This window comes from Salinicoccus sp. CNSTN-B1 (genome assembly GCF_054792835.1).
Genome location: NZ_JBTWMN010000004.1, coordinates 566853 through 588947, shown reverse-complemented (window position 1 = coordinate 588947; position 22095 = coordinate 566853). Strand labels below are relative to the sequence as shown.

At 47.2% G+C, this 22095-nt stretch carries 19 protein-coding genes and 5 pseudogenes; 6 read left to right on the top strand and 18 right to left on the bottom strand.

Annotated elements, in window-relative coordinates; all coding sequences use genetic code 11:
- The first annotated feature begins 27 nt into the window (after positions 1-27).
- Positions 28-276: a hypothetical protein gene (locus ACYF68_RS03415; RefSeq protein ID WP_461045396.1), complete on the top strand. Its 249-nt coding sequence runs from the start codon at positions 28-30 to the stop codon at positions 274-276.
- Positions 277-356: 80 nt separating this feature from the next.
- Positions 357-872, top strand: a complete 516-nt coding sequence (locus ACYF68_RS03410; protein WP_461045395.1) for a hypothetical protein — start codon at positions 357-359, stop codon at positions 870-872.
- A gap of 82 nt (positions 873-954) precedes the next feature.
- Here the strand turns inward: ACYF68_RS03410 and ACYF68_RS03405 are convergent, their stop codons facing one another.
- From ACYF68_RS03405 to ACYF68_RS03395, 3 genes are read right to left on the bottom strand one after another with little or no spacing between them, the layout of a single operon-like run.
- Entirely contained in the window at positions 955-1320 is a 366-nt protein-coding gene (locus tag ACYF68_RS03405) for a M20/M25/M40 family metallo-hydrolase (RefSeq protein WP_461045394.1), read from the bottom strand.
- The gene (locus ACYF68_RS03400; RefSeq protein WP_461047467.1) at positions 1308-1538 is read right to left on the bottom strand and encodes a peptidase dimerization domain-containing protein; all 231 of its coding nucleotides are present in this window, start codon (positions 1536-1538) and stop codon (positions 1308-1310) included. Before ACYF68_RS03400 ends, ACYF68_RS03405 begins: the two co-directional genes overlap by 13 nt.
- Positions 1484-2056, bottom strand: a complete 573-nt coding sequence (locus ACYF68_RS03395; RefSeq protein ID WP_461045393.1) for a M20/M25/M40 family metallo-hydrolase — start codon at positions 2054-2056, stop codon at positions 1484-1486. Before ACYF68_RS03395 ends, ACYF68_RS03400 begins: the two co-directional genes overlap by 55 nt.
- Before the next feature lie 209 nt (positions 2057-2265).
- Between ACYF68_RS03395 and menC the strand changes: the two are divergent.
- Positions 2266-3406, top strand: a pseudogene (menC, locus tag ACYF68_RS03390) (o-succinylbenzoate synthase).
- Here the strand turns inward: menC and ACYF68_RS03385 are convergent.
- The 5 genes and pseudogenes from ACYF68_RS03385 to ACYF68_RS03365 form a co-directional block, all read right to left on the bottom strand.
- Positions 3347-4363 (bottom strand): metallophosphoesterase, encoded by a 1017-nt coding sequence (locus ACYF68_RS03385; RefSeq protein WP_461045392.1) that lies wholly within the window; start codon positions 4361-4363, stop codon positions 3347-3349. The pseudogene menC and the gene ACYF68_RS03385 overlap by 60 nt on opposite strands.
- Positions 4364-4472: 109 nt before the next feature.
- Positions 4473-5279 carry a phosphonate ABC transporter, permease protein PhnE gene (gene phnE / locus ACYF68_RS03380; protein ID WP_461045391.1) on the bottom strand — a complete coding sequence of 269 codons (807 nt, stop codon included), beginning with the start codon at positions 5277-5279 and terminating at the stop codon, positions 4473-4475.
- Entirely contained in the window at positions 5276-6076 is an 801-nt protein-coding gene (gene phnE / locus ACYF68_RS03375) for a phosphonate ABC transporter, permease protein PhnE (RefSeq protein WP_461045390.1), read from the bottom strand. Before phnE (ACYF68_RS03375) ends, phnE (ACYF68_RS03380) begins: the two co-directional genes overlap by 4 nt.
- Positions 6057-6862, bottom strand: a pseudogene (gene phnC / locus ACYF68_RS03370) (phosphonate ABC transporter ATP-binding protein). Before phnC ends, phnE (ACYF68_RS03375) begins: the two are co-directional and overlap by 20 nt.
- 45 nt (positions 6863-6907) lie before the next feature.
- Positions 6908-7840, bottom strand: a complete 933-nt coding sequence (locus ACYF68_RS03365) for a phosphate/phosphite/phosphonate ABC transporter substrate-binding protein (protein WP_461045389.1) — start codon at positions 7838-7840, stop codon at positions 6908-6910.
- Between the two features lie 146 nt (positions 7841-7986).
- Between ACYF68_RS03365 and ACYF68_RS03360 the strand changes: the two genes are divergently transcribed.
- Complete coding sequence (locus tag ACYF68_RS03360) at positions 7987-8928, top strand: aldo/keto reductase (RefSeq protein ID WP_461045388.1); 942 nt, start codon at positions 7987-7989, stop codon at positions 8926-8928.
- Positions 8929-9039: 111 nt separating this feature from the next.
- Here the strand turns inward: ACYF68_RS03360 and ACYF68_RS03355 are convergent, their stop codons facing one another.
- The 7 genes and pseudogenes from ACYF68_RS03355 to ACYF68_RS03325 all read right to left on the bottom strand — a co-directional run bounded on the left by ACYF68_RS03355 (position 9040) and on the right by ACYF68_RS03325 (position 15021).
- Entirely contained in the window at positions 9040-10026 is a 987-nt protein-coding gene (locus tag ACYF68_RS03355; protein ID WP_461045387.1) for a Gfo/Idh/MocA family protein, read from the bottom strand.
- 85 nt (positions 10027-10111) lie between these two features.
- Positions 10112-11356: a hemolysin family protein gene (locus ACYF68_RS03350; RefSeq protein ID WP_461045386.1), complete on the bottom strand. Its 1245-nt coding sequence runs from the start codon at positions 11354-11356 to the stop codon at positions 10112-10114.
- Positions 11357-11514: 158 nt separating this feature from the next.
- The gene (gene copZ, locus ACYF68_RS03345; protein WP_344700862.1) at positions 11515-11721 is read right to left on the bottom strand and encodes a copper chaperone CopZ; all 207 of its coding nucleotides are present in this window, start codon (positions 11719-11721) and stop codon (positions 11515-11517) included.
- 35 nt (positions 11722-11756) lie between these two features.
- Positions 11757-14100: pseudogene (locus ACYF68_RS03340) on the bottom strand (heavy metal translocating P-type ATPase).
- 52 nt (positions 14101-14152) lie between these two features.
- Positions 14153-14456, bottom strand: a pseudogene (locus ACYF68_RS03335) (metal-sensing transcriptional repressor).
- Positions 14457-14716: 260 nt separating this feature from the next.
- Positions 14717-14866, bottom strand: a complete 150-nt coding sequence (locus ACYF68_RS03330) for a hypothetical protein (RefSeq protein WP_461045385.1) — start codon at positions 14864-14866, stop codon at positions 14717-14719.
- 11 nt (positions 14867-14877) lie between these two features.
- Positions 14878-15021 carry a hypothetical protein gene (locus tag ACYF68_RS03325; protein ID WP_461045384.1) on the bottom strand — a complete coding sequence of 48 codons (144 nt, stop codon included), beginning with the start codon at positions 15019-15021 and terminating at the stop codon, positions 14878-14880.
- Positions 15022-15325: 304 nt separating this feature from the next.
- Here ACYF68_RS03325 and ACYF68_RS03320 point away from each other — a divergent pair, with 304 nt between their 5' ends.
- On the top strand, positions 15326-16582 hold the full coding sequence (locus ACYF68_RS03320) for a LysM peptidoglycan-binding domain-containing protein (protein ID WP_461045383.1): 1257 nt from the start codon (positions 15326-15328) through the stop codon (positions 16580-16582).
- A gap of 117 nt (positions 16583-16699) precedes the next feature.
- Here ACYF68_RS03320 and ACYF68_RS03315 read toward each other — a convergent pair.
- The 3 genes and pseudogenes from ACYF68_RS03315 to glcT form a co-directional block, all read right to left on the bottom strand.
- Positions 16700-18482: pseudogene (locus tag ACYF68_RS03315) on the bottom strand (S9 family peptidase).
- A gap of 116 nt (positions 18483-18598) precedes the next feature.
- The gene (gene ptsG, locus ACYF68_RS03310; protein ID WP_461045382.1) at positions 18599-20638 is read right to left on the bottom strand and encodes a glucose-specific PTS transporter subunit IIBC; all 2040 of its coding nucleotides are present in this window, start codon (positions 20636-20638) and stop codon (positions 18599-18601) included.
- A 124-nt stretch (positions 20639-20762) separates the two neighbouring features.
- A complete protein-coding gene (gene glcT / locus ACYF68_RS03305; RefSeq protein ID WP_461045381.1) occupies positions 20763-21596 on the bottom strand; it encodes a glucose PTS transporter transcription antiterminator GlcT in 834 nt (277 codons plus the stop codon).
- Between the two features lie 172 nt (positions 21597-21768).
- Here glcT and ACYF68_RS03300 point away from each other — a divergent pair, with 172 nt between their 5' ends.
- Positions 21769-22089 (top strand): winged helix-turn-helix transcriptional regulator, encoded by a 321-nt coding sequence (locus tag ACYF68_RS03300; protein WP_461045380.1) that lies wholly within the window; start codon positions 21769-21771, stop codon positions 22087-22089.
- The last annotated feature ends 6 nt before the right edge of the window (positions 22090-22095 follow it).

Below are 22095 nucleotides of genomic sequence, written 5' to 3'. Positions count from 1 at the left end.
AGTCAAGAAAAAATGGGAGTGAATGCATTGCCTACACAAAAAAGTCCAGGTGTTTCAGCAGTACTCAGTGCTCTGATCAATGGCCTTGGACAAATCTACAACGGGCAGATTTTAAAAGGGGTCATCATCATGATCCTTCAGCTCATCAATGGTGCTCTTACAATAATCCTGATCGGCTATCTGTTCCTGCCACTCGTATGGCTCTATGCAGTCATCGATGCATACCGCAGCGCCGAGAAGATAAACAAAAGAAATTTCCGTAAATATAATATGTAAAAAAGCAGACCCCAGGTCTGCTTTTCGTTTCAATAGAACCTTTCCCCTATGGTATAATTTAAGAAAGGATGTGATTTCACATGGAATTGTTCGGACTTTTTGCAGGACTCGCCATCATCGGAATATTACTTGCGCTATTCCTGTTCCTCCTCGGCATCGTCAAATGGTTGTTGCAAGGTTATTTCCTCTACCGCATCGCTGAGAAGAAGAACTTGGATATCCCGTTACTCGCCTTTGTGCCTTTCGGGACATTCTACCTCGGTGGACAGATGTTCGATGGACATGTTCTGGACCGTGGAAAATTCGAGCCTAAGACGCTCGGTATCGTATTCGCCATCGCCGGAATCGTTCTATATATCATGGGACTCTCCATCGGCGATATCGCAGTCAGCTATGTGCTGATTGAGTCCATTGCTTTCCTTGGGGTATTTACGGCATATACGAAAAATATCGGCACTGCAGCACTGCTTGCACTGTTGAACTTTGTAACCGCCGGTATCGCAGCTATAGTCATACTCTTCCTCTACAACCGGAAACTTGAAGAAGAAGCGTTCGGCATCGTGGATGAAGATGATGAAGAATACCGCAGCGTATAAGTAAGTGTAAACACCTCCAGGGCAGCTGTCCTGGAGGTGTTTTATTTTATTTTTTCAATTAACCAGCAGAGAGGTTCCAACATTATTCGGCGTTGATGATCGCTTTATGCAATATCTCCATTCCGTTCTTCAGTGCAGAATGCTCGAAAGTCATATGCGGGTGATGAAGGCCCGGTTTGAGATCGCAGCCCAGCCCGAGCATGGCACCTTTAAGTTCCGGAAGCTTCACTGTATAGTAATGGAAGTCGTCTCCGCCACTCGTGATGATCGGCTCTAGACACTTCTCTTCACCCAACGTCTCTACAATCGATCTGCGCAATACATCAATTGCATCCTGATGGCTCTCACTGGCAACGATGCCCGAGTAATCAATATCCTCTATCTTTACAGAATAGAAGTCTTCGATGGTTTTCAGCACATCATATACGCGTTCCTTCAACTTCGCCATCTGTTCATTCGTCGGGCCCGCATATCGATGCCGCATTCTGCATTGCCCGGGATGATATTCAATGATTTTCCACCCGCAAGGAATTTCGTCATCTTGACTGAAGATGGGATGACCGGATTGATATGGATCTTCGACAGCATATTGACGATATCGGCACCAATCTCTATGGCATTATGGTTGAGGTGGGGGCGCGCACCGTGTGCATCGTCGCCCGTGATGCGAAACTCGATGGAAGATGCTGCACCATGTTCGATGCTGCACGCTGCATAACCGTTACGCGCTTCCTCCACCGGCCGCAGATGAATGCCGAAAAGTAATCCAGGTCATCTACAACGCCCTCATCTACCACCGCCAAGGCACCGGTGCCGACCTCCTCTGCAGGCTGGAAGATGAAACGCACCCCTTTCGAGTCAAGGACTGGATCATCTTTAATCTTCAGCATGGTAGCGATCACCATTGCCATGTGGGCATCATGTCCGCATGAATGATTCGCCTGCTTTACACCGTCAACCTCCTGATAGAGGGCATCGATATCAGCGCGCACACCGATGACGGGACCTTTGTCGAAATTACCCATATCACAATAAAGCCCAGTCGTATTCTTGAATCGGACAGGCGTGAACCCTTCTGCTTCCAACAGGTTATATATGTATTCCGTCGTTTCCGTTTCCTCATAGCTGATTTCTGGATGTTCATGCAGATGCCAAAAGGCCTTCATCATCTTTTCTTCTATCATAACTAAAACTCCTTTATGTATATCATTGAATGTCACTATAATCTTCACTATAATATATTATTAATTGCTGGAAAATTCAAATATCCATCACTCTACAGTTGCATAGTGGACTACATAGCTTTCAGCATAAAAATGGCGTGTCCCCGCATTATCTATATAATTACACTTAGTGCGATGGAAGGGACTCAATCTATAGGAGGAATAATTTAATGAAGATTAAAGAAATCAAGTTGCATCAGCTGCTGATGGGATTGAAACACCCCTTCACGACAAGCTTCGGCACGCAACAGGAGCGTTTCATCACGATTGTTGAAGCGATCGATGACGCAGGACGTTCAGGATTCGGTGAATGTGTATCGGGAGAAGACCCACTCTACTCGGAAGAGTTCATGGACGCTTCACTCATTGCTATGAAAAAATACTTTGCACCGCTCGTCATCCAAAATGAAATTGCACATCCTGATGAAGTCTGGGAGCTGTTCAAACCATTCAAGCGGAATAATATGGCCAAATCGGCGATTGAGGGCGCTGTGTGGGACCTTTATGCAAAGCAGGAAGGCATAACCTTATCTGAAGCCCTCGGCGGCAGAAAGAACGAAGTGGAAGTCGGCATTTCCCTCGGTTCTGGAAGACACGGATGAAGGACTTCTCGAAAGAATAAAGGAAAAAGTCGAGGAAGGCTATAAACGCATCAAGGTTAAGATAAAACCAGGCCGCGATGTCGAGATGATTCGGAAGATAAGGGAGCGCTTTGGTGACATTCCACTTATGGTGGATGCCAACTCCGCTTACACCCTCGATGATATGGAGACTTTGAAAGCATTGGATGCATTCGACCTCATGATGATCGAACAGCCTCTCGCTGCTGGCGACCTCATCGATCATGCCAAGCTGCAGAAGGAAATCAGCACACCTGTCTGCCTCGATGAAAGCATCGACTCCTACGAGGCTGCCGCTGGTGCCATAGAGCTTGGCAGCTGCCGAATCATCAACGTCAAAGTCGGACGTGTCGGTGGGATTACACAGTCCAAAAAGATTCATGACCTCGCCCTGGAGCATGACATTCCACTGTGGTGTGGCGGCATGCTTGAAGCAGGTGTCGGACGTCTTCACAACATCGCCATCACAACATTGTCGAACTTCACCTTACCAGGCGATACCGCTTCCTCCAGCAGATATTGGCACGAAGACATCATCACGCCAGAAGTTTCAGCCGAGGACGGCATCGTCACAGTCAGTCAGGAACCTGGTATAGGAGCAGCGGTCGATTCCGGTAAAATGGAACAATACCTACAAAAGACGGAAGTTGTTACAGCGGAAGATGCCGTCGATATGATCTTCTACGACTGATGTTACACATAAAAGGGCGCCCGGTGCAGAATGCTGCACCGGGCGCCCTTTTATCGTTTCGGCAACACGTGCGGGTGCGACGATGACACAAACCAGCAGATTACCTGTCCATGCCCCCTGTTTCCTCTTGAGTTCCATCACTACGATTTCTGGGTGGTTGAAGACCCGGAACGGGAAACGGCTGTTGCCGAGACCGCGGCTGACGACCATATGCGTCCCATTCTTCTCATGCACACCTTCCGTATATTTCGGCAGGACCCCTTGATGGGGGGCGTATAATCCCTTGACTACCGGAAGACGAATCTGTCCACCGTGGGCATGGCCGGTAAATACCAGGTCAATCTCATATCTGCCATATAAATCAAGCAGCTCAGGGCGATGCGATAGCACGATGGTGAAGGCATCCGATTCATTATTGAGCCTCTGTCTCAAGTCTGCTTCAAAGAAATCAGAGAGCGCGTGCTCTTCCTCATTTCCGTAGAACCAGAGATCTTCCATGCCGATCAGCCGGATGTAATCATCACCGATATAGAGCCTCTCGCCTCCTTTGCTGATGTTCCTTACCTGTGACATTTCAATGGCCTGTTCCAACCTGTCAAAATGCACATAATGCGCCTCATGGTTACCCGTAACGTAGTAGACGGGCAGGATATGGGTCAGCTCATGCAACAGATGGACGGCGCGCTTAAGGTTCGGCGTCCGCCTGTCGATCACATCTCCAGTCACGAATATGACGTCTGCATCCGCCGCTCTCACCTGATCAAGGAGCGTCTTGGAGCGCCTGCCGAAATACGCATTATGGAAGTCTGATACTTGGACGATCTTATAGCCGTCGAATGCTTCAGGCACCCACTCGGACTCATGCGTATAGTGCGTCGTCACGATTTTTTTATCTTCTTTATATAGGAAGCGGGCCAATGCAATGGAGAAGCCAATTATAACTTGGGAAAGTTTCATATTGATTACCTCGATTTTATTTTAATTATAAAGTATATCGGCATCTCTTGGAATACTAACCTGGATCCGATAGAAAAATAAGAAGCTTCTCCAATTAAGGAGAAGCTTCTTATACCAGACGTTTCCTTATCGAACTGGAAACGATGTCGATCAGACTTACAAATACCACTACCACTACTAGAATCATGCCGACATCTTCCCAATTGCGCTGATAAGTCGCCAGGATGAGTGGTGCCCCGATACCGCCTGCACCCACGATTCCAAGAACCGTCGAGGCCCGCACATCGATTTCGAACCTGTAGAGCGCGTACGATACGAACTCTGGCAGCACTTGAGGCAATATGCCGAACCACATGGACTGGACACGGTTACCGCCGCTTGCCTTTATCGCATCCACGTTCTCCCTATCGATCGATTCGATGACCTCTGCATACAGTTTGCCGAGCATGCCGATGGAATTGATGCTGATTGCGAGAACCCCCGCATAAGGCCCGATGCCTACAGCTGCCACAAAGATAATCGCGAAAATCAATTCAGGTATGGCGCGTATCGCATTCAGCAGCGCTTTCCCTATATAGGAGAAACGTCCGCCGACATTGCGGGCGGCAAGGAAACCGACAGGTACAGCGAGTATGGCTGCCACCATGATGCCCGCATAGGCGATGGCTATGGTTTCGAACATATACCCGATATATTCTGGATACTGCCCATAACGTTCCGACTCCACAAGAGGTGCTATAAAGAGCCGCCTCAGGGTATCCAACGTGGATACGGAAGAACTGTTGACGTCAAAGGGCGTCGATATGAGGGCTATGATATAGATGATCAGCAGCAGGGATAGGACGGCATACATATACATGCGCTTTTTTCTGCCGAACGTTTCCTTCATTCTGATTTTTTCTTTATTTTTCATCATTCAAGACGCTCCCTTAACCTGTTGCTGATAAAGTCTATCAGGGATATAGTAATGAACAGGACAAAGATGATTGCCGCAACATTTTCGTAGTTGAACATGCTGAGCTGCTGCCTCAGGATGATGCCGATGCCACCAGCCCCGACAAAACCGAGAACGACAGATGCTTTGACATTGATCTCAAGCGAATACAGCGTGTAGGACGCATACTGCGGCAGAATCTGTGGGATGACGCCATAGCGTATGACCTGCAGTGTATTCCCGCCGGATGCACGTATCGCTTCCATTGGGCCCGGGTCGACTGCTTCAATCGTTTCACTGAGCAGTTTGCCGATGATTCCGATGGTCAGGACGGTCAATGCAAGGATACCGGAAACATCACCGATCCCCACCAGCGCCACAAACAAGACGGCCAATATAATCTCGGGTACTGTCCTCAATATGTTGAAGAAGAAGCGGACGACCCGGTAGAACGTATTATTGCGGTTGATGTTCGCGGCTGCCATAAAGCTGACCGGCATCGCAAGCACTGCCCCGAAAGTCGTGCCGAACAAGGCGATGTTCCATGTTTCGAGCAATGGCTCCAACACGCTTGTAAAATATTCCCAGCTGGGTGGCCATAAATCATTGACCACAAACAGGAAGATGATCGGGAATCCTTCTATCACCCGTGTCGGATAAGATTGCGTCAAATAGGCCGCTCCCATATACAGCATCAGAACAAGCAGGATTATACCCAGGATGAAGAATTTGAACCGCCTTGACATCAAAACGATCCGTTCATTCCTTTGCTGTTTCATCCGTCTCCTCCTCATTGCCGATCAGATCATCCTCTTTGATCGGACGACCATATATTTCTTCGAATGTCTGCTCGTCGACTTCTGATATTGGGCCATCAAAAATCAGTTCCCCATCACGTAGGCCAATGATGCGGTCAGCATACTCCATCGCCATATCGATGAAGTGCAGATTGACGATAGTGGTCAATCCATCTTCCCGGCTTACACGCCGCAGGTCCTTCATGACCTTATGCGAAGTCGGTGGATCAAGGCTCGCCACCGGTTCATCGGCCAGGATGATCGACGGCTGCTGGGTCAAAGCCCGGGCGATGCTTACACGCTGCTGTTGGCCACCGCTTAAATTGCTTGCTCTGACATAGGCTTTCTCATCAATGCCGACGCGTTTGAGGTTATCCATCGCAAGACGCATATCGCTTTGTGGAAAGAGCCCGAAAATGCTTCTCAATGTTCCAATGTGGCCCAGTCTGCCCGCAAGGACATTCCGCAGCACACTCATTCTTTTGACGATATTGTAGCTTTGGAAGATCATGCCAATTCCAGTCCGGAGCTTCCTCAACTGGGGCTCCTTGAACTTCAATATATCCTCCCCACCGATGACCAACTCACCCGAAGTCGGGGTGACCATACGGTTGATGCTTCGGATGAGGTGGATTTGCCGGCCCCTGACATGCCGACGATTACAACGAATTCACCTTCCTGGATATTCAGGTTGATATTCTTAAGCCCTTCGTGGCCGTTGGGATAGACCAGGGAAACGTCTTTGAACTCTATCAATGGAGTCACCATCCTATATAAATTGCACTCAAAAAAAGGGGCATAGCCCCTTGCTTATTATTCGTTCAGCTGATCTTCGAATTCTGCATAGACTTCACGCACGATATCATAGTCTTCTGAACTTGCTTTTGCAACGCCGTCCCATTCATAGATTTCGTACATCGTTTCCAAGACTTCTTCGTTGTCGTTCATGCTAAGGAATGCCTCGGTCACTTTTTTCTTCATTTCGTCCGGCAGTTCAGAACGCACAGAAATCGTATCGTTTGGGATATCCTCTGTGTGGCCGATGATCTTCACCTTATCCATCACATCAGGCAGATCTTCTTCCACCGTCGTACGGGCATCATCGAAGGTCGTTGCGAAATCGGCTTGACCATCATAAACTTGAGTGATCGCGTTATCGTGCCCTCCTACAGATAATTGATCGAAATGGTTCTCCAGATCATCCACACCCTTATCCTTCAACTGCATCGCCGGGAACAGATAACCTGAAGTCGACAATGTATCTGGGAATGCCCATACAAGATCTTCTTGGGCCACCAGATCGTCGATGTCTTCAATATCGGAATCCGCGTTCACCACGTATTGTGCTGCGTATGATTCAGAACCATTCCGGATGGATTTCAATATGACTTCTACATCCGCCCGCTCTTCGGCCTGCACAAAACTGAATGGTGCGAGAAAACCGATATCAACTTGCTGTGTACGCATCGCTTCTATCAGTCCACTGTAATCGACCATCACTTCGGCCTTCACTTCGATTCCGAGCTCCTCACTCAGGAATTCTTCCAACGGTTCTGCGGTAGTTGCGATATTTCCAGCATCGCTTGAAGGAATGAAGCCCATGGAGAGTGTCTCCATTTCCCCTTCCTGACTTTCCCCGTCGTTTTGTACTGTGTCTTCTGCCCCATCACTGCCACATGCTGCGACGACGACTGCCAATGCCACAAGCGAGAATAAGGAAAACAAACGTCTGAATACAGAATTCATCTGATGCTACCCCCTGAATTTATGTATATTTTAGTGGAAATGAAAATCTTCCTCCTTCTTCTAGAATATTCAAACCAAATTTCAAAGTCAATAAGATTCACGATACTTCGAATAGATTGTGATAAAATAGTGGCGAGGTGATTAATTTGGATAAAATGAAACTAGGTGGTTCAGATCTTGAAGCATCAAGAATAGTACTGGGCTGCATGCGTATTGCAGATATGACAGACGACGCTTTAAATCGTCACATCAGTACAGCAATGGAGGCCGGCATCAATATCTTCGACCATGCAGATATATATGGTGGAGGCGAATGCGAACGCAAATTCGGCAAAGCTCTGAAATCTGGCATAAAAAGAGAAGATATTCTCATTCAGAGCAAGTGCGCCATCCGCAATTCCAGTCCGGAAGGCGATAAATCAGGCGAATATTACGATTTATCAAAATCCCATATACTTAATTCCGTCGATGGCATACTGGAACGGCTTGATACCGAATATCTCGATCTTCTCATGCTCCATCGGCCCGATGCACTCATGGAGCCTGAAGAGATTGCCGAGGCCTTCGATCGTCTGCAGGAGAGTGGTAAAGTCAAGCACTTTGGTCTGAGTAACTTCAACGCCCGCCAGTTCGATTTCGTTCAAAAATATGTTGATCAGAAGCTGATTACCAACCAGGTCCAATTCGGTGTGGCCGCACCACACATGATCAACAGCAACATGCAGACGAATACGCCGTTTGAAGGTGCAGCCGACCGCGACGGTGGCATGCTCGACTATGCCCGTCTGAACGATGTGACCATCCAGGCATGGTCTCCATTCCACTACGGATATTTTGATGGCATCATTATGGACGACCCTAAGTATAAAACACTGAATGAAGTCATGGAACAAGTCGGGGAGGCACATGGTGTGACGAAAAATGCGATTGCAGTTGCATGGATCCTAAGGCATCCGGCAAACATGCAGACAATCATCGGCACCACGAATACCGATAGGCTCTCACAGATCATGAAAGCACCTGATGTATCACTCTCCCGTGAAGAATGGTATCAGATCTACAAAGCGGCTGGCCATATGCTGCCGTAGTAATCACATGACAGTTGGATAGATATCTAAATAAAAAAACAGCCTGCAGTCCTTGAAATTCAAGAGCTGCTGGCTGTTTTTTATTTGTGGTGAGCCTGGAAGTTATCTCCCTTACTGTTTTTCATCCGCAGGATATTTTATATCAGCACTGCTCCTTGCCGCTTCGAATGCTTCCATCACATTCATCGAATGCTCCAGCAGCTCAGCAGCAGAGTCCCGATCTTTCGATGAGAGCATATCCCTGAAGTTTTCAAGTTCCGCCACCATGTTATTGTCATTTTGGCCCAGATCAATATGCGCCTTACCTTCCTCTGTGACTACGTCCACAGAATCCATGATGTTTGCAGAACCATTGACCCGGATATAGCCCTTGTCCCCCTGCAGCAACACACTATTATCCGTTGTCGTGTCCTTCGAGCCGATGCATGATGCAACACAGCCATCATACTTGAGTACACAGACACCCGAAGTGTCGGCTCCGTTATCATGCTTATTCGGCAGATAGGCTATCTCGTCCGGGCGGCCGAGCAACCGGATGACGAAATGAAGATTATATATATTAAGATCAGCAAGCGCGCCACCGGAAAAATCCAAGTTGAAGACATTGGTCACCTGACCATGCTTCAACTGCTCATAGCGGCTCGAGTACTGTGAATAGTTGGCCTGGATGATTCTGATGTCCCCTATCCGCTGCATATTCTCCTGAACTGCTTTAAAGTGTGGCAGATGAATGCCTGTCACTGCTTCAAACAGGAAGACGTCCTGCTGCCCGGCCAAGTCAATCAGTTCCTTCAATTCCGCAGCCGTCGATGTGAATGGTTTTTCACATATGACATGCTTGCCCGCTTCAATGGCTTTTTTGGCATATGCGTGATGTAGACTATTGGGCGACGCGATATAGACAGTATCATGCGCCTCTTCCTTGAGCATGGCATCCATATCCGTGAACCTGCTCCCGATTTCATGTTTCTGTCCAAATGCCTCGGCCGTCTCCGTCCGGCGTGAATAGACGGCTGTAGCCTCCACACCTTCCACTTGACGGACTGCATCAAGAAAACGGTCTACGATGAAACCCGTTCCAATCGTAGCGATCTTCATATCATTTCCCTCCATCATTTCTGTTTCCTTCGGTTTTCTATATCTCTTCAGCATACTTAACAGTGTACATGCTCTTTATTAATCATCATTCCTCTTCATTCTCCGCTGTTTTGACAATATGGACTTTACGGATCATCTGATCTTCCATGACGAGCACTTCAAACTTCAATCCTATCTGCTCAAGGAGGTCACCTTCGACCGGAAAGTCATTGAATTCCTTCAACAGGAATCCTGAAAGGGTATCTTCATCTTCTGGTATCTCCGTATCAAAAATGGAGTTGAGGCGGTGAAGGGTGATCTTGCCGTCGCAGACAATCTCCTCATCGGAAAGACTTTCGACGAGTGCATCATTGCGAAGATCCGTTTCATCTTCTATTTCAAAACCAAGCATCGCTTCGATGATATCTTCATGAGTAAGTATGCCTTCCGTACCGCCGAACTCATCAATCACGACGGCCATGTGCCGCCTTTCCTTAGTCATTTTCCTGAGTACATATTCAACGGGTTGGAATTCATGGATGGTCAAGGGATCATTATCACAGTAATCCAATAAGGTCTTTGAAGGTTCCACCGACCATTGAAGAAGATATTTGGAATGGAAGACACCGATTATATCATCCATATCTTCACCATAGATCGGATAGCGGGTGAACATGTTCTCGATGACGAAATCCCTGACTTCTTCAAACGATGCATTTGCGGAAATGGCTTCCATCTCCGTCCGCGGAGTAGTCAGGACATCTTTGACATTAAGATGCCTGAAATCAAGCACCCCTTTGATCCGGTAGGACTCATCTTTGGCAAGCATACCTTCCGAATCCGCGATATCCACGATCGCACGGAGTTCATCTTTCGACACGGTGGCTGCACCCTTCAATTCGCCTTTCGACAACAGTCGCGCAATGGTATCCGTCAACCAATTCAACACTACCGTCACAGGCTTCAATATCAGCACGAAAAACATGATGATGGGTGCCACACGCATGGCAATCGGCTCCGGGAACGTTGCCGCCACCGATTTGGGTATGACCTCCGCAAAGACGATAATCGTAATGGTCAAAGCTGCCGAAGCGATCGCTATACTGATGCCGTATTCAAGCGCCAATGTAGTTACCAATGTAGGCAGCAAGATATTCGCTATATTGTTGCCGATGAGTATCGTGGTGATGAATACGCCCGGCCTTGAAACCAATCTGAGCAGGCGTTCCGCTTTCGCATCGCCCTTTTTCGCCATCGATTGAAGTTTCATTTTGTTGACTGCCGTCAAGGCCGTTTCACTGCCCGAGAAAAACAGTGAAGTAAACAGCAGTATAATGATCGCAACGATCATTCATTTTCCTCCTCATATATATAAAACCTAGAAATGTCTTAATTACCTATTTTAAATTTATTTTCACCATTTTACCACTCATAAGTGGAAATGTTTAATATCCCGATTCATTTCGGGCAAAAAGAAGCCTGCTCCGAATGCCGGAACAGGCTATCCCATTACTTCACATCATATCCTTGATCTTCAATTGCTTCAACCATTGAGGACTCCGTCACTTTCTGATCGTCATATTCAACGTCTACTTTATCTGCATCAAGATCAACATTCGCTGAAGTGATGCCGTCAAGTTCATTGAGGGCGCCTTCTACTGCACTTTTACAGTGTCCACATGTCATACCTTCAACTTTTATTGTTTTTTGAGCCATTATGAATCTCCTCCCGTATTACTTATATTTTCATCTTATATCCTTACCCGTTTCAACCTCAAGGAATTCGTCACGACACTTACGGAACTGAAGGCCATGGCGGCACCTGCCACCCATGGTGCAAGCAGGCCGAGTGCTGCTATCGGTATACCTGCAGTATTATAGGCAAAAGCCCAAAAGAGGTTCTGTTTGATGTTGCGGATTGTTTTGTGGCTCAGTCTCACTGCTTTAGGGATGAGTGTCAATTCTCCGCCTAATATGGTGATGTCCGCCGCTTCTATCGCCACTTCCGTACCTGTACCGATGGCGATTCCGATGTCCGCCGTGGCCAGCGCCGGCGCGTCATTGATGCCGTCGCCGACCATCGCTACCGTCCTGCCCGCTTCCTGGAAGCGTTTGACCTGTTCCGCTTTTTGTTCCGGCAGTACTTCTGCAATGACCTGGTCAATTCCGACTGATCTGCCTATTGCTTCTGCCGTTCGGGTGTTATCCCCGGTAAGCATGACCACTTCAAGGCCATCTTCCTGCAGCTGTCTTATTGCTTCTGCGGCACTCTCCTTGACTGTATCCATAACCGCGACGATACATTTGACCTCACCATCGACCGCTACAATCATTGCTGTCTTGCCATCATATTCGTACTGGGTCATCTCTTCTGTGATGTCATCGTCGGCAATATCATTGTCAGTCATAAGCTTGCGTGTGCCGACGAGTACCTTCCTGCCTTCTACCGTTGCCTCGATGCCATGGCCGGGTATCGCCGTGAAATCATCCACTTCCGGAATTTCGAGGCCCCGCTCTGTGGCATGTGCAACTATTGCCTCAGCCAATGGATGCTCTGAGCCTTTTTCAGCTGCAGCAAGCAACCCGAGCACTTCATCATCACCAGAAAAGTCGGTGACTTCCGGCTTGCCTTTTGTGATGGTGCCGGTCTTATCCATGATGATGACGTCCAGTGAATGGGTCTTTTCAAGGTGCTCCCCACCTTTAAAGAGAATGCCATTCTCTGCCCCTTGCCGGTTCCGACCATGATGGAAGTCGGGGTCGCAAGGCCCAGAGCACATGGACAGGCGATGACCAGCACTGCTATCGAGGCGATCAATGCCGGTTCAAAGTTGCCTGGCTGGACAAGAATGTACCAGACAAGGAACGTCAGGATAGCAATCCCAACAACTATGGGCACGAAATAACCTGAAATGACGTCCGCCATCCTTTGGATCGGCGCCTTTTTGCCCTGCGCCTCCTCAACCACTTTGATGATGGAGGCGAGTGCCGTATCCTTGCCTACTCGTGTCGCTTCGAATTCAATCGTACCATTCACATTCAGTGTGGAACCCACGACCCCATTCTCAACTTCCTTCTCGATTGGAATGGACTCACCGGTGATCATCGATTCATCAACTGAAGTCCGCCCTTTGACGACTCGTCCATCAACCGGTATCTTCTCACCCGGTTTAACAACGAGGCGGTCTCCAACCATGACATCCTCAATCGGAATCATGGTTTCCTTACCTTCTTTTATGACACGCGCCTGCTTTGCCTGCATATCAAGCAGCTTGGATATGGCAGTGGTCGTCCTGGACTTGGCGTTGTGCTCAAGATACTTACCGAAAAGGATCAATGTAATGATGAGCGCACTTGTTTCGAAATAAAGGTGCGGACTATGAGTCGGATCTGTAGCCCAGACCCTGTCTCATATACACTGTAGAAGTATGCGGCGCTGGTACCCATTGCCACAAGTACATCCATATTCGCGCTTCCACTCTTGAGGTTCTTGTACGCCCCTTCATAGAACTGCCACCCTATGATGAATTGTACCGGTGTCGCAATCGCCAGCTGGAACCATGGATTCATCAGCAGGCTTGGCAGCTGGATGCCGAACAGGTGATCCAACATTGTTATAAGCAACGGAACGGAAAGCAATGCCGATATGATCAATTTAATCTTCAGCCGGTTCAGCTGCCTATCCTTCGCATCTACCTTATCTTCTGCACTCTGTTTCGGCTCTGCACCATATCCGAGCTTCTCGACACGGCCGATCAGATCTTTTTCGCTCAGCACATTCGGATTATATTCGATGACGGCATTCTCTGTCGCCAGATTGACTGTCGCCGAACCGACGCCTTCCTGCTTATTGAGCACTTTCTCGATCCGATTGGAGCAGGCGGCACACGTCATGCCCGTTATATCGAATTCAGCATGCTCCATTTCGACCCCGTAACCGAGATTCTCAATCTTACTGGTGAGGTCGTCTACATCCACAAGCTCCCCATCAAAATTGATGCTTGCCTTTTCTGTAGTCAAGTTGACGGAGGCATCGACATTGTCCATCTTATTCAAAACCTTCTCTATACGATTCGAACAGGCGGCACATGTCATACCTGTTACGTTCAGTTCGACATGTTTTTCATTACTCAACTTCTGACACCTCCTATTTGGAAAATTGTTTGAGGACAGTCATCAACTCTTTGATTGATTCCTCTCCTTCTCCTTTATTGATTGCATCTGTCACGCAATGGTTCATATGGCGTTCCGTCACTGAATAACCCACATTTTTAAGCGCTGACTGAATGGCACTGATCTTGGACCAATATGTCGACGCAGTACCGGTCTTCCTCGACCATCTTCTGGATACCACGCACTTGCCCTTCAATCCGCTTGAGACGGTTGAGCGTCTTCGTCTTTTCTTCCTCCGTCCTTGGAACGACGGTGTAGTCATGCATATGTCCACCCATAGTGATCACATCCTATTCATTATAATTAAATTATACCCCCTGAGGGTATTTAAGTCAATTTAAAAAATCCAGGTCGTAAATGCCTGGTCATTTCTTTCATCATCCATAAATGACATATCCTTGGTGCTGCGGTTCATATCACATATTATTCTTCTTAAAAGAACCTTCGGATTATATTATACACGCCCACGTCCAAATAAATTTACGTTTTGTGCATGTATGCAATGATTAAAAATGAATCCAGACGATTTCCTCTGGATTCATTTCCCATTCCCTTGTTGCCTGAACATCAAATAGTTCGTCACCGCAAAGAACAATCCTGCGCCGATGCCGATCGGCCAATTGTCAAAACCGATGCCAATCAGCAATAAAAATAAAATTCCTGTACTTACCGCAATCGCAATATGCATAATTTCACCCTCTACAACATGCTGAACACTTTTCCAACTAGACGTAGGATGAGGCCGAGTGATTCCAAGAACATATCGAACAAGAAACCGTACCAATACTCGTTCTTCTGTAGTGGATACTGCGGCCCATCCTGTCTTCCCTTGTTTCGTGCCATGGCCCATCCCCCTTTTTAGACAATACCCGAATAGAGATGGTCTAATAACTTTTTTTGCTGTCTACACTGTCATATGGACCAATATATAGATATTACATTATATTTCAAGTTTTTCTTTCTAGTTACATATCTATGACATTTAACAATAAAGCTACAATTCATGATAGAATTTCTACTTGTGAATCGCCATGAATCTTTAACCGTTCCATCTTGGATATATTTCAATGATACATATAAATACACCTCAATTAAGAAACAGTTTTAGTCGTGGACGAAAAAATTTTCAAGGAGAGTTTGTCTTATCATGAAAAAAACATTGCTATCAATTGCGACAGTTACTACACTCACAGGAGTTGCATCACATAATGTTTCGGCTGCGGACTACACCGTTGAGAGCGGCGATACACTGTGGGGACTTGCTAACGAAAACGGCACTTCCGTATCAAATCTAAAAGAGATGAATAACCTTTCCAGCGACTTGATCGTCCCTGGTGAAGTCCTTGAAGTGGATGAGAAAAATGAAGAAACGCACGTTAAAGAAGATAATCAGGGCATATATACAATTAAAAGCGGCGACACGCTTTATAAAATCGGCCAGAAATTCAATGTCGATTATAAACAGATCAAGAAATGGAACAACTTGTCTTCCGATATGATCTATGCAGGCAAAACGCTGATTGTTTCTGCAGACGCTGTTCCTGCTGAACAAAAAGCACCTGTTGTCGCTGAGGCAACAACACAAAATAATTCAGCGGACACACAGGCTCAGGCTGACACTGTAAACCAGCAAGTCGAAGCAGAGAAAACTGAAGCCCAGCCATCAAACCAAAATAAAGAACAAGAAGCACCTGCTGTTGTTGAACAAAGCCAAAACAACACAGAGGATGCCGAGCAGTCTGTTCAAGCAACTCAATCAGACGATGCAAGCCAACAGGTTGAGCCGAAACAAGCGGCAACCCAGTCTGCAAATCAAAATAATGAAAAAGAAGCATCAAATGTTGCCCAAACTTCAAATCAGAATAGAACAGAAGATGTTCAACAATCTGCAAATGAAAATACCCAGAATATGAACCACTCATCCCAAGAAGCACCTGCAGCAGTTGAAAATACCAGCAATAATGAAGTTGCCACTCAGAACGTTAGTTCACAGGAAACAACTCAAGTTAATGCTCCGGCTCCACAGGCTCCAGCGCCTTCAGTTGCCTCCGGTTCATACGGCAGCAACTACTATATGACTGGAGACTGCACATGGTATGTCTTCGAAAGACGTAAAGAAATGGGCGCATCCGTCAGCAATTCATGGGGCGATGCAAAGAATTGGGCAAGTGCTGCACGTAGTCAAGGCCTACAAGTCAACAACACGCCATCCGTAGGGGCGATCATGCAATCCGGCGCCTTCCAAAACGGCTCATATTCCTTCGGCCACGTAGCTGTTGTAGAAGCGGTGAACGCTGATGGCTCAATCGTGGTTTCAGAAATGAACTGGTCCGGCGGCGTTGGAAATAAAACAACAAGAACCGTCAGTGCAAGCAGTGCTGCGAGCCATAACTTTATCCATTAATTAGTAATACCCCGTAGTGCGGTCAACGACCTTTCTACGGGGTATTTTTCATTTTCATTAACGTTCATGACCATTGTTGAGTTAAAAATACTTTTGTCTATTAGCGAGGAACGAACCTCACTGATGCGCCTCCAAAAACCGCAGCATTGTCTTATACACCTTTACCTCATTGGCTTTTTTGGAGAAGCCGTGACCTTCATCATCTAAGACAAGGTATTCGACGTCCCTCCCTGCATCACGCAACTGTTCTACAATCTGATCGGATTCCTCTTTGACGACGCGCGGGTCCTTGGCTCCTTGGATGACAAGCATGGGGCGTGACATCTTATCGAGGTAAGTGATCGGTGAATCTTTTTCGAACCGTTCCTTATCCTCTTCCGGATCTCCTATCCAACGCTTCATGATTGGTTTCCAATGATCCGGCACTGAATTATAGAACGTAAACAGGTTCGACACTCCAAATATATCGACTACAGCCTTGAAGTACTCGGGATGCCTGCCATGAAGCAGAAGTGCCATATAACCCCCGTAGCTGCCACCGACAAGGAAAAGTGTGTCGGGGAAGAGATACCATTATCAAACAACCATTTAATTGCTTCTATATTATCCAACCGGGGGCCTTCTCCCCAGTCCTGTTCGACGTATGTCACGAACGAGGCACCATAACCGGTGCTGCCCCTGAAGTTGGGACAGAATATGTTATACCCTCTGTTCAGCAGCATCTGGAACATCGCACGATAAAATTTGCGTTCTGCTGCCTGAGGTCCCCCATGCGGCCAGAATATCGTGTAGCCATTACGGTTTTCTCCCTTCGCCCGAAATAGCAGGGCTTCTATTTCGAGGCCGTCGAAAGATTCATAAAAGATGCTTTCAGGTTCCACCATATCTCCGGAGGTGACCCCGGCACACGGTTCTTCGTCAGCGCAGTCCATTTTTCCTTAGCATATCTCCAGATATTGAATGGTTCTGTGGCACTGCCTCCAAGAGCGTACAGTGTACCGTCCTTTGTGACGGCGAGTTGGCGCACGACATCAAAAGGGGCTTTAATTTCATCCACCATATCATGGTTCAGGTCGTAATAATACAGCCGGTCTGAAACCCCTCGTTCCGTATTGATGTAAAGCATGTTGTGGTGCCTGTCGAACTGCAGACCCTCTACGGACTCCTTGCCGAAGTCCATCACTTTCGAAAATATCTTATCCGTTAAATTATATTTAGCCAGATAAGTGTATTCACTGCCGTAGTTGGTGGCGAACCACACTTCATCATCTTTCACGAATGTCATCCCACTGACGGTATGTGCAACATCTTCGTCAGGTGTAATATAATCGATGCCTGACGGCGTTTTGATGAAGCCGAGCATATACGTATTGGACAGCACCTGAAGATAGGCGCTGTTGGTCTCATCAGCTGATACATCCACCAGATAGGTGGGGGCGTCCTCCCCTTCGTGTAGGATCCGGGCCTCTCCATTTTCCAGATCATAGACAGCTGTATTCAAGTAATTCTCATTCCCTTTGGAAGTGCCGTAGTATATCTTATCGCCGTCCCTCGATGTCTTTGAGAAGAAGAACTTCTCATCCGGTTTGCCGGTGATCAGCGGCTCGGGCAGACCACCCTTTGGACTCAACGCATAGATTTGAAAGTTCTCATCCCCATCATTATCGTATCCAGTGAGCACATAGCGGTTCTTGGGATCGAACTTGATGAAGCTGACCGCCTCATCTTTTTTTCCGAAAAGGTAAGGGTATGTATCCGGCTCATCCATGGCCCAGATGTTTACTTTGCCATCGATGTTCGTGCTGAACAGCACCCCCTTTCCATCGGGACTCACCGCAAAATTGTTGATGTTGTAGGAAGAGAAGAATTGTTCTACTGCCGGTTTTGGAAATGAAATCATGCTCGATACCTCTTTTTTCTGAAAATTTTATCACCTCAATTGTAATATGATAGCAATATGATTGACAATTTTAAACAATAAAAAAGGAGACGGTCTGAGCCGTCTCCTTTCTGCCATTATTTGACGTTGATGATGACATCTTCATTGGTTACTGGACCAAGCTCTCTTGCTGCGATTTCAACACCTGCTGGTCCTGTAATTATGATTGGTGTGATGTCACTCTTTGCGTGTTCCCGAATATACTCGAGATCCACCTTCATAAGCACATCACCTTTTTTGATTTCATCTCCCGTCTTCACTTTGAGGTCGAACCCTTCACCTTTAAGGTTCACGGTATCAAGACCGAAGTGGACAAGCAACTCAAGTCCACCTGCATTTTTTAGTCCGAGCGCATGTTTGGTCGGGAAATCCGTCACCACTTCACCATCGAATGGTGCACGGACGATACCATCTGTCGGTTTGACTGCGATACCATCACCCATCATCTTCTCACTGAACACCTGGTCTGGAACTTCAGATAGTTCAACCGCTTCACCCTCCAGTGGAGAATAGATGTCTTTATCATTATCCTGCATCATTTCCTCGCCGGCTGCTGCCTCCACTTCTTCCGCTGTGGAATCGGTGACGGTCGTTTCGGCCGGAGAAGTGATTTCTCCGTCGATGATACGCTGCATGTCGTTTCTGATCTGATCCGATTTAGGACCGAAGATCGCCTGCATATTATTGCCGACCTTCATCACGCCAGAAGCGCCAAGGGATTTGAGCTTACTTTCATCTACAACCGCCGTATCGGATACTTCTACACGCAGTCGCGTGATGCAGGCGTCGAGATGTTTGATGTTCTCTTCGCCACCCATCGCTGTCAGCACACTGAATGGCAGCTCCTGCGCTGTAGAAGTCGTGACTTCCGCACTATCATCTTCACGACCTGGTGTTTTAAAGTCGAGTGCTTGGATCAGAACCCTGAACACCGTGTAATAGATGACGGCGTAAACCAATCCGACAATAATCACCCACCACCATTCTGTACGGTTCTGAAGGATGCCGAACAGGAAGAAGTCGATGAAACCACCTGAGAACGTATAGCCCAGATGCAAGTCAAGCATGAACAGGATAAGGAAACTGAGTCCATCCAATACTGCGTGGATAACATACAACAATGGCGCTACAAAAAGGAAAGAGAATTCCAGTGGTTCTGTAATTCCTGTCAGGAAGCTTGTAAGCGCTGCTGAAATCATAATTCCTGCAACATATTTCTTACGTTCCGGACGCGCCGTGTGGTACATTGCCAACGCTGCAGCAGGAAGGCCGAACATCATGACCGGAAATTCGCCCTGCATGAAGTTACCGGCCGTCAATTCCACACCATCGCGCAGTTGGGCGAAGAAGATGTTCAAGTCACCGCGCACAATATCCCCGGCTACGTTCGTATACGTACCGAATTCAAACCAGAACGGTGCGTGGAATATGTGGTGCAGTCCAAACGGAATGAGGAGCCGCTTGATCATACCAAATGCAAACACGCCTATGGCAGTGTTTTCCTCCATCAACCAAAGGGATACCGAGTTCATACCTTCTTGGATAGGTGGCCAGACGATAAACATCAACAAACCTATCAGGAAGGAGAATACTGCGGTGACAATCGGCACAAAACGCTTGCCGGCAAAAAAGCCAAGGAAATCCGGCAGGTTGATGTTGTAGTATCTATTGTAGGCCCATGCGGCAATCACACCGATGATGATACCGCCGAACACCCCAGTCTGTATGGTTGGGATACCGAGCACGTCTGCGTAGGCTGGATTTTCGGCAGCCATTTCAGGCGTAACCTGGGCAATCTGACCCATCGTCACGTTCATTATCATGTAGCCGACAAAAGCTGCGACAGCGGCAACGCCATCGCCTTTCGCAAGTCCGACTGCTACACCAAGCGCAAATAGTAATGCCAGGTTATCAAAAACAACGCCACCTGCTGCCTGCAGCATGTTGGATAGGGCAACGATCCATCCCGCTTCCAAAAACGGCAGCAGATCGACCATCGCGTCTGTCTGCATGGCAGCACCGATTCCGAGCATCACCCCGGCAGCCGGCAGGATTGCGACCGGGAGCATCAAGGCTTTACCGATACGCTGAAGCTGTCCAAATAGTTTTTTGAACATAATGTCCTCCTTTTTGAATATGTGTATTTGTAAGGCGAAGAATCAGCAGAAAAAAAGGCATGAGTTTACAAAGCATGGTTGAATAAACCATTCCTTGTAGACTCATGCCCTTACGGTAACACGTCTATTTGGAATAATGATTGAAATGTTGTATATGCATGGTAAGATAAACGACTTCAGAATCATAGACTTTCCGCTGCAATTTATTCTGTATCATCTTCACGATTTTTACAGCTATATTATAGCACGTTGGGTATTCAGTTTTCAACAATGAGTCGAAATGATCTTGGGAGGGGACACTCTCCCCGTTCATTACACGCTGCACACAAAAGCTGATATGTCTTACAAAACGATCGTACTGGATGGACGTCTGATCGATTTCGGTACCGAGACCCTGTTCAATGATGACGATCGCCTGGTGGACGACCTCGGACAAAAGGTTCATATCACGGAGTGAACGGTTATAGATGGATGAGTGGACATGGAGGGCGATGAATCCCGTTTCTGCTTCCGGCAGCCGGATGCCATACTTTTTATCGAACATGTCGACGACGGCCTCGGCGATGTGATATTCCTTCGGATAGAGCGCCTTCGTTTCATTGACGAACGGGTTGGTGATATCGATCCCTTCTTCTAGCCGCTTCATGGCGAAGAGCAGGTGATCCGTCAAGGAGAGCAGTATACGGTTATTGATGGTCATCGTCGTCATATCATCAATCAATTCAATTGCTTCAAGTGTCGATTGGAACAATTTTTCATCTGCCATCGTCAGCAGTGTCTGATAGCGGCTTGTATCCTGCTGCCCTTCCAACTTATAAATCTTATCCGCATCCTCGATATCAAGCGCATCGCCCGCTTTTTTGCCAAAACCGATACCTCTTCCGATCAGTACGACCTCTTCGAACTCATCTCTGCCGATCACCACATTATTATTCAGTGCTTTTTCAACGGTTACCATAAGTCACCCACCCACTTTCTCTTCTACACTCCAATATATAGAAGGCATCTCCCGAGTGCAAGGATCTGACTAACCATTATAATGTGCTTATGGATTGTTTAGCTTAAGTATGGTTCGTTTAGTTGTGATGCACACCCAAAAAGAGTTATACTGGCTCTCAAGGAGTGATGATATGGATTATTCGATCTGTCCAAAGTTTGAAAGCGCCATGGGTATTCTCGGTCAGAGATGGACAGGACTCATCATCTACCAGCTGCTCGAAGGGCCGAAGCGTTTCTGCCACCTCGAGTCTTCCATCGGTGTCAGTGGACGTGTCCTCTCGGAACGTCTTAAGACGCTTGAGAAAGAGGGTCTGGTCAAAAGAGAAGTCTACCCGGAAACCCCGGTAAGGATAGAATACATCCTTACAGAAAAAGGATATGCAATGGAGCCATTCATGGCCGAACTGCAGAAATGGGCCGAAAACTGGTTGGCAACGCCCCAACAGGTATAATCATCT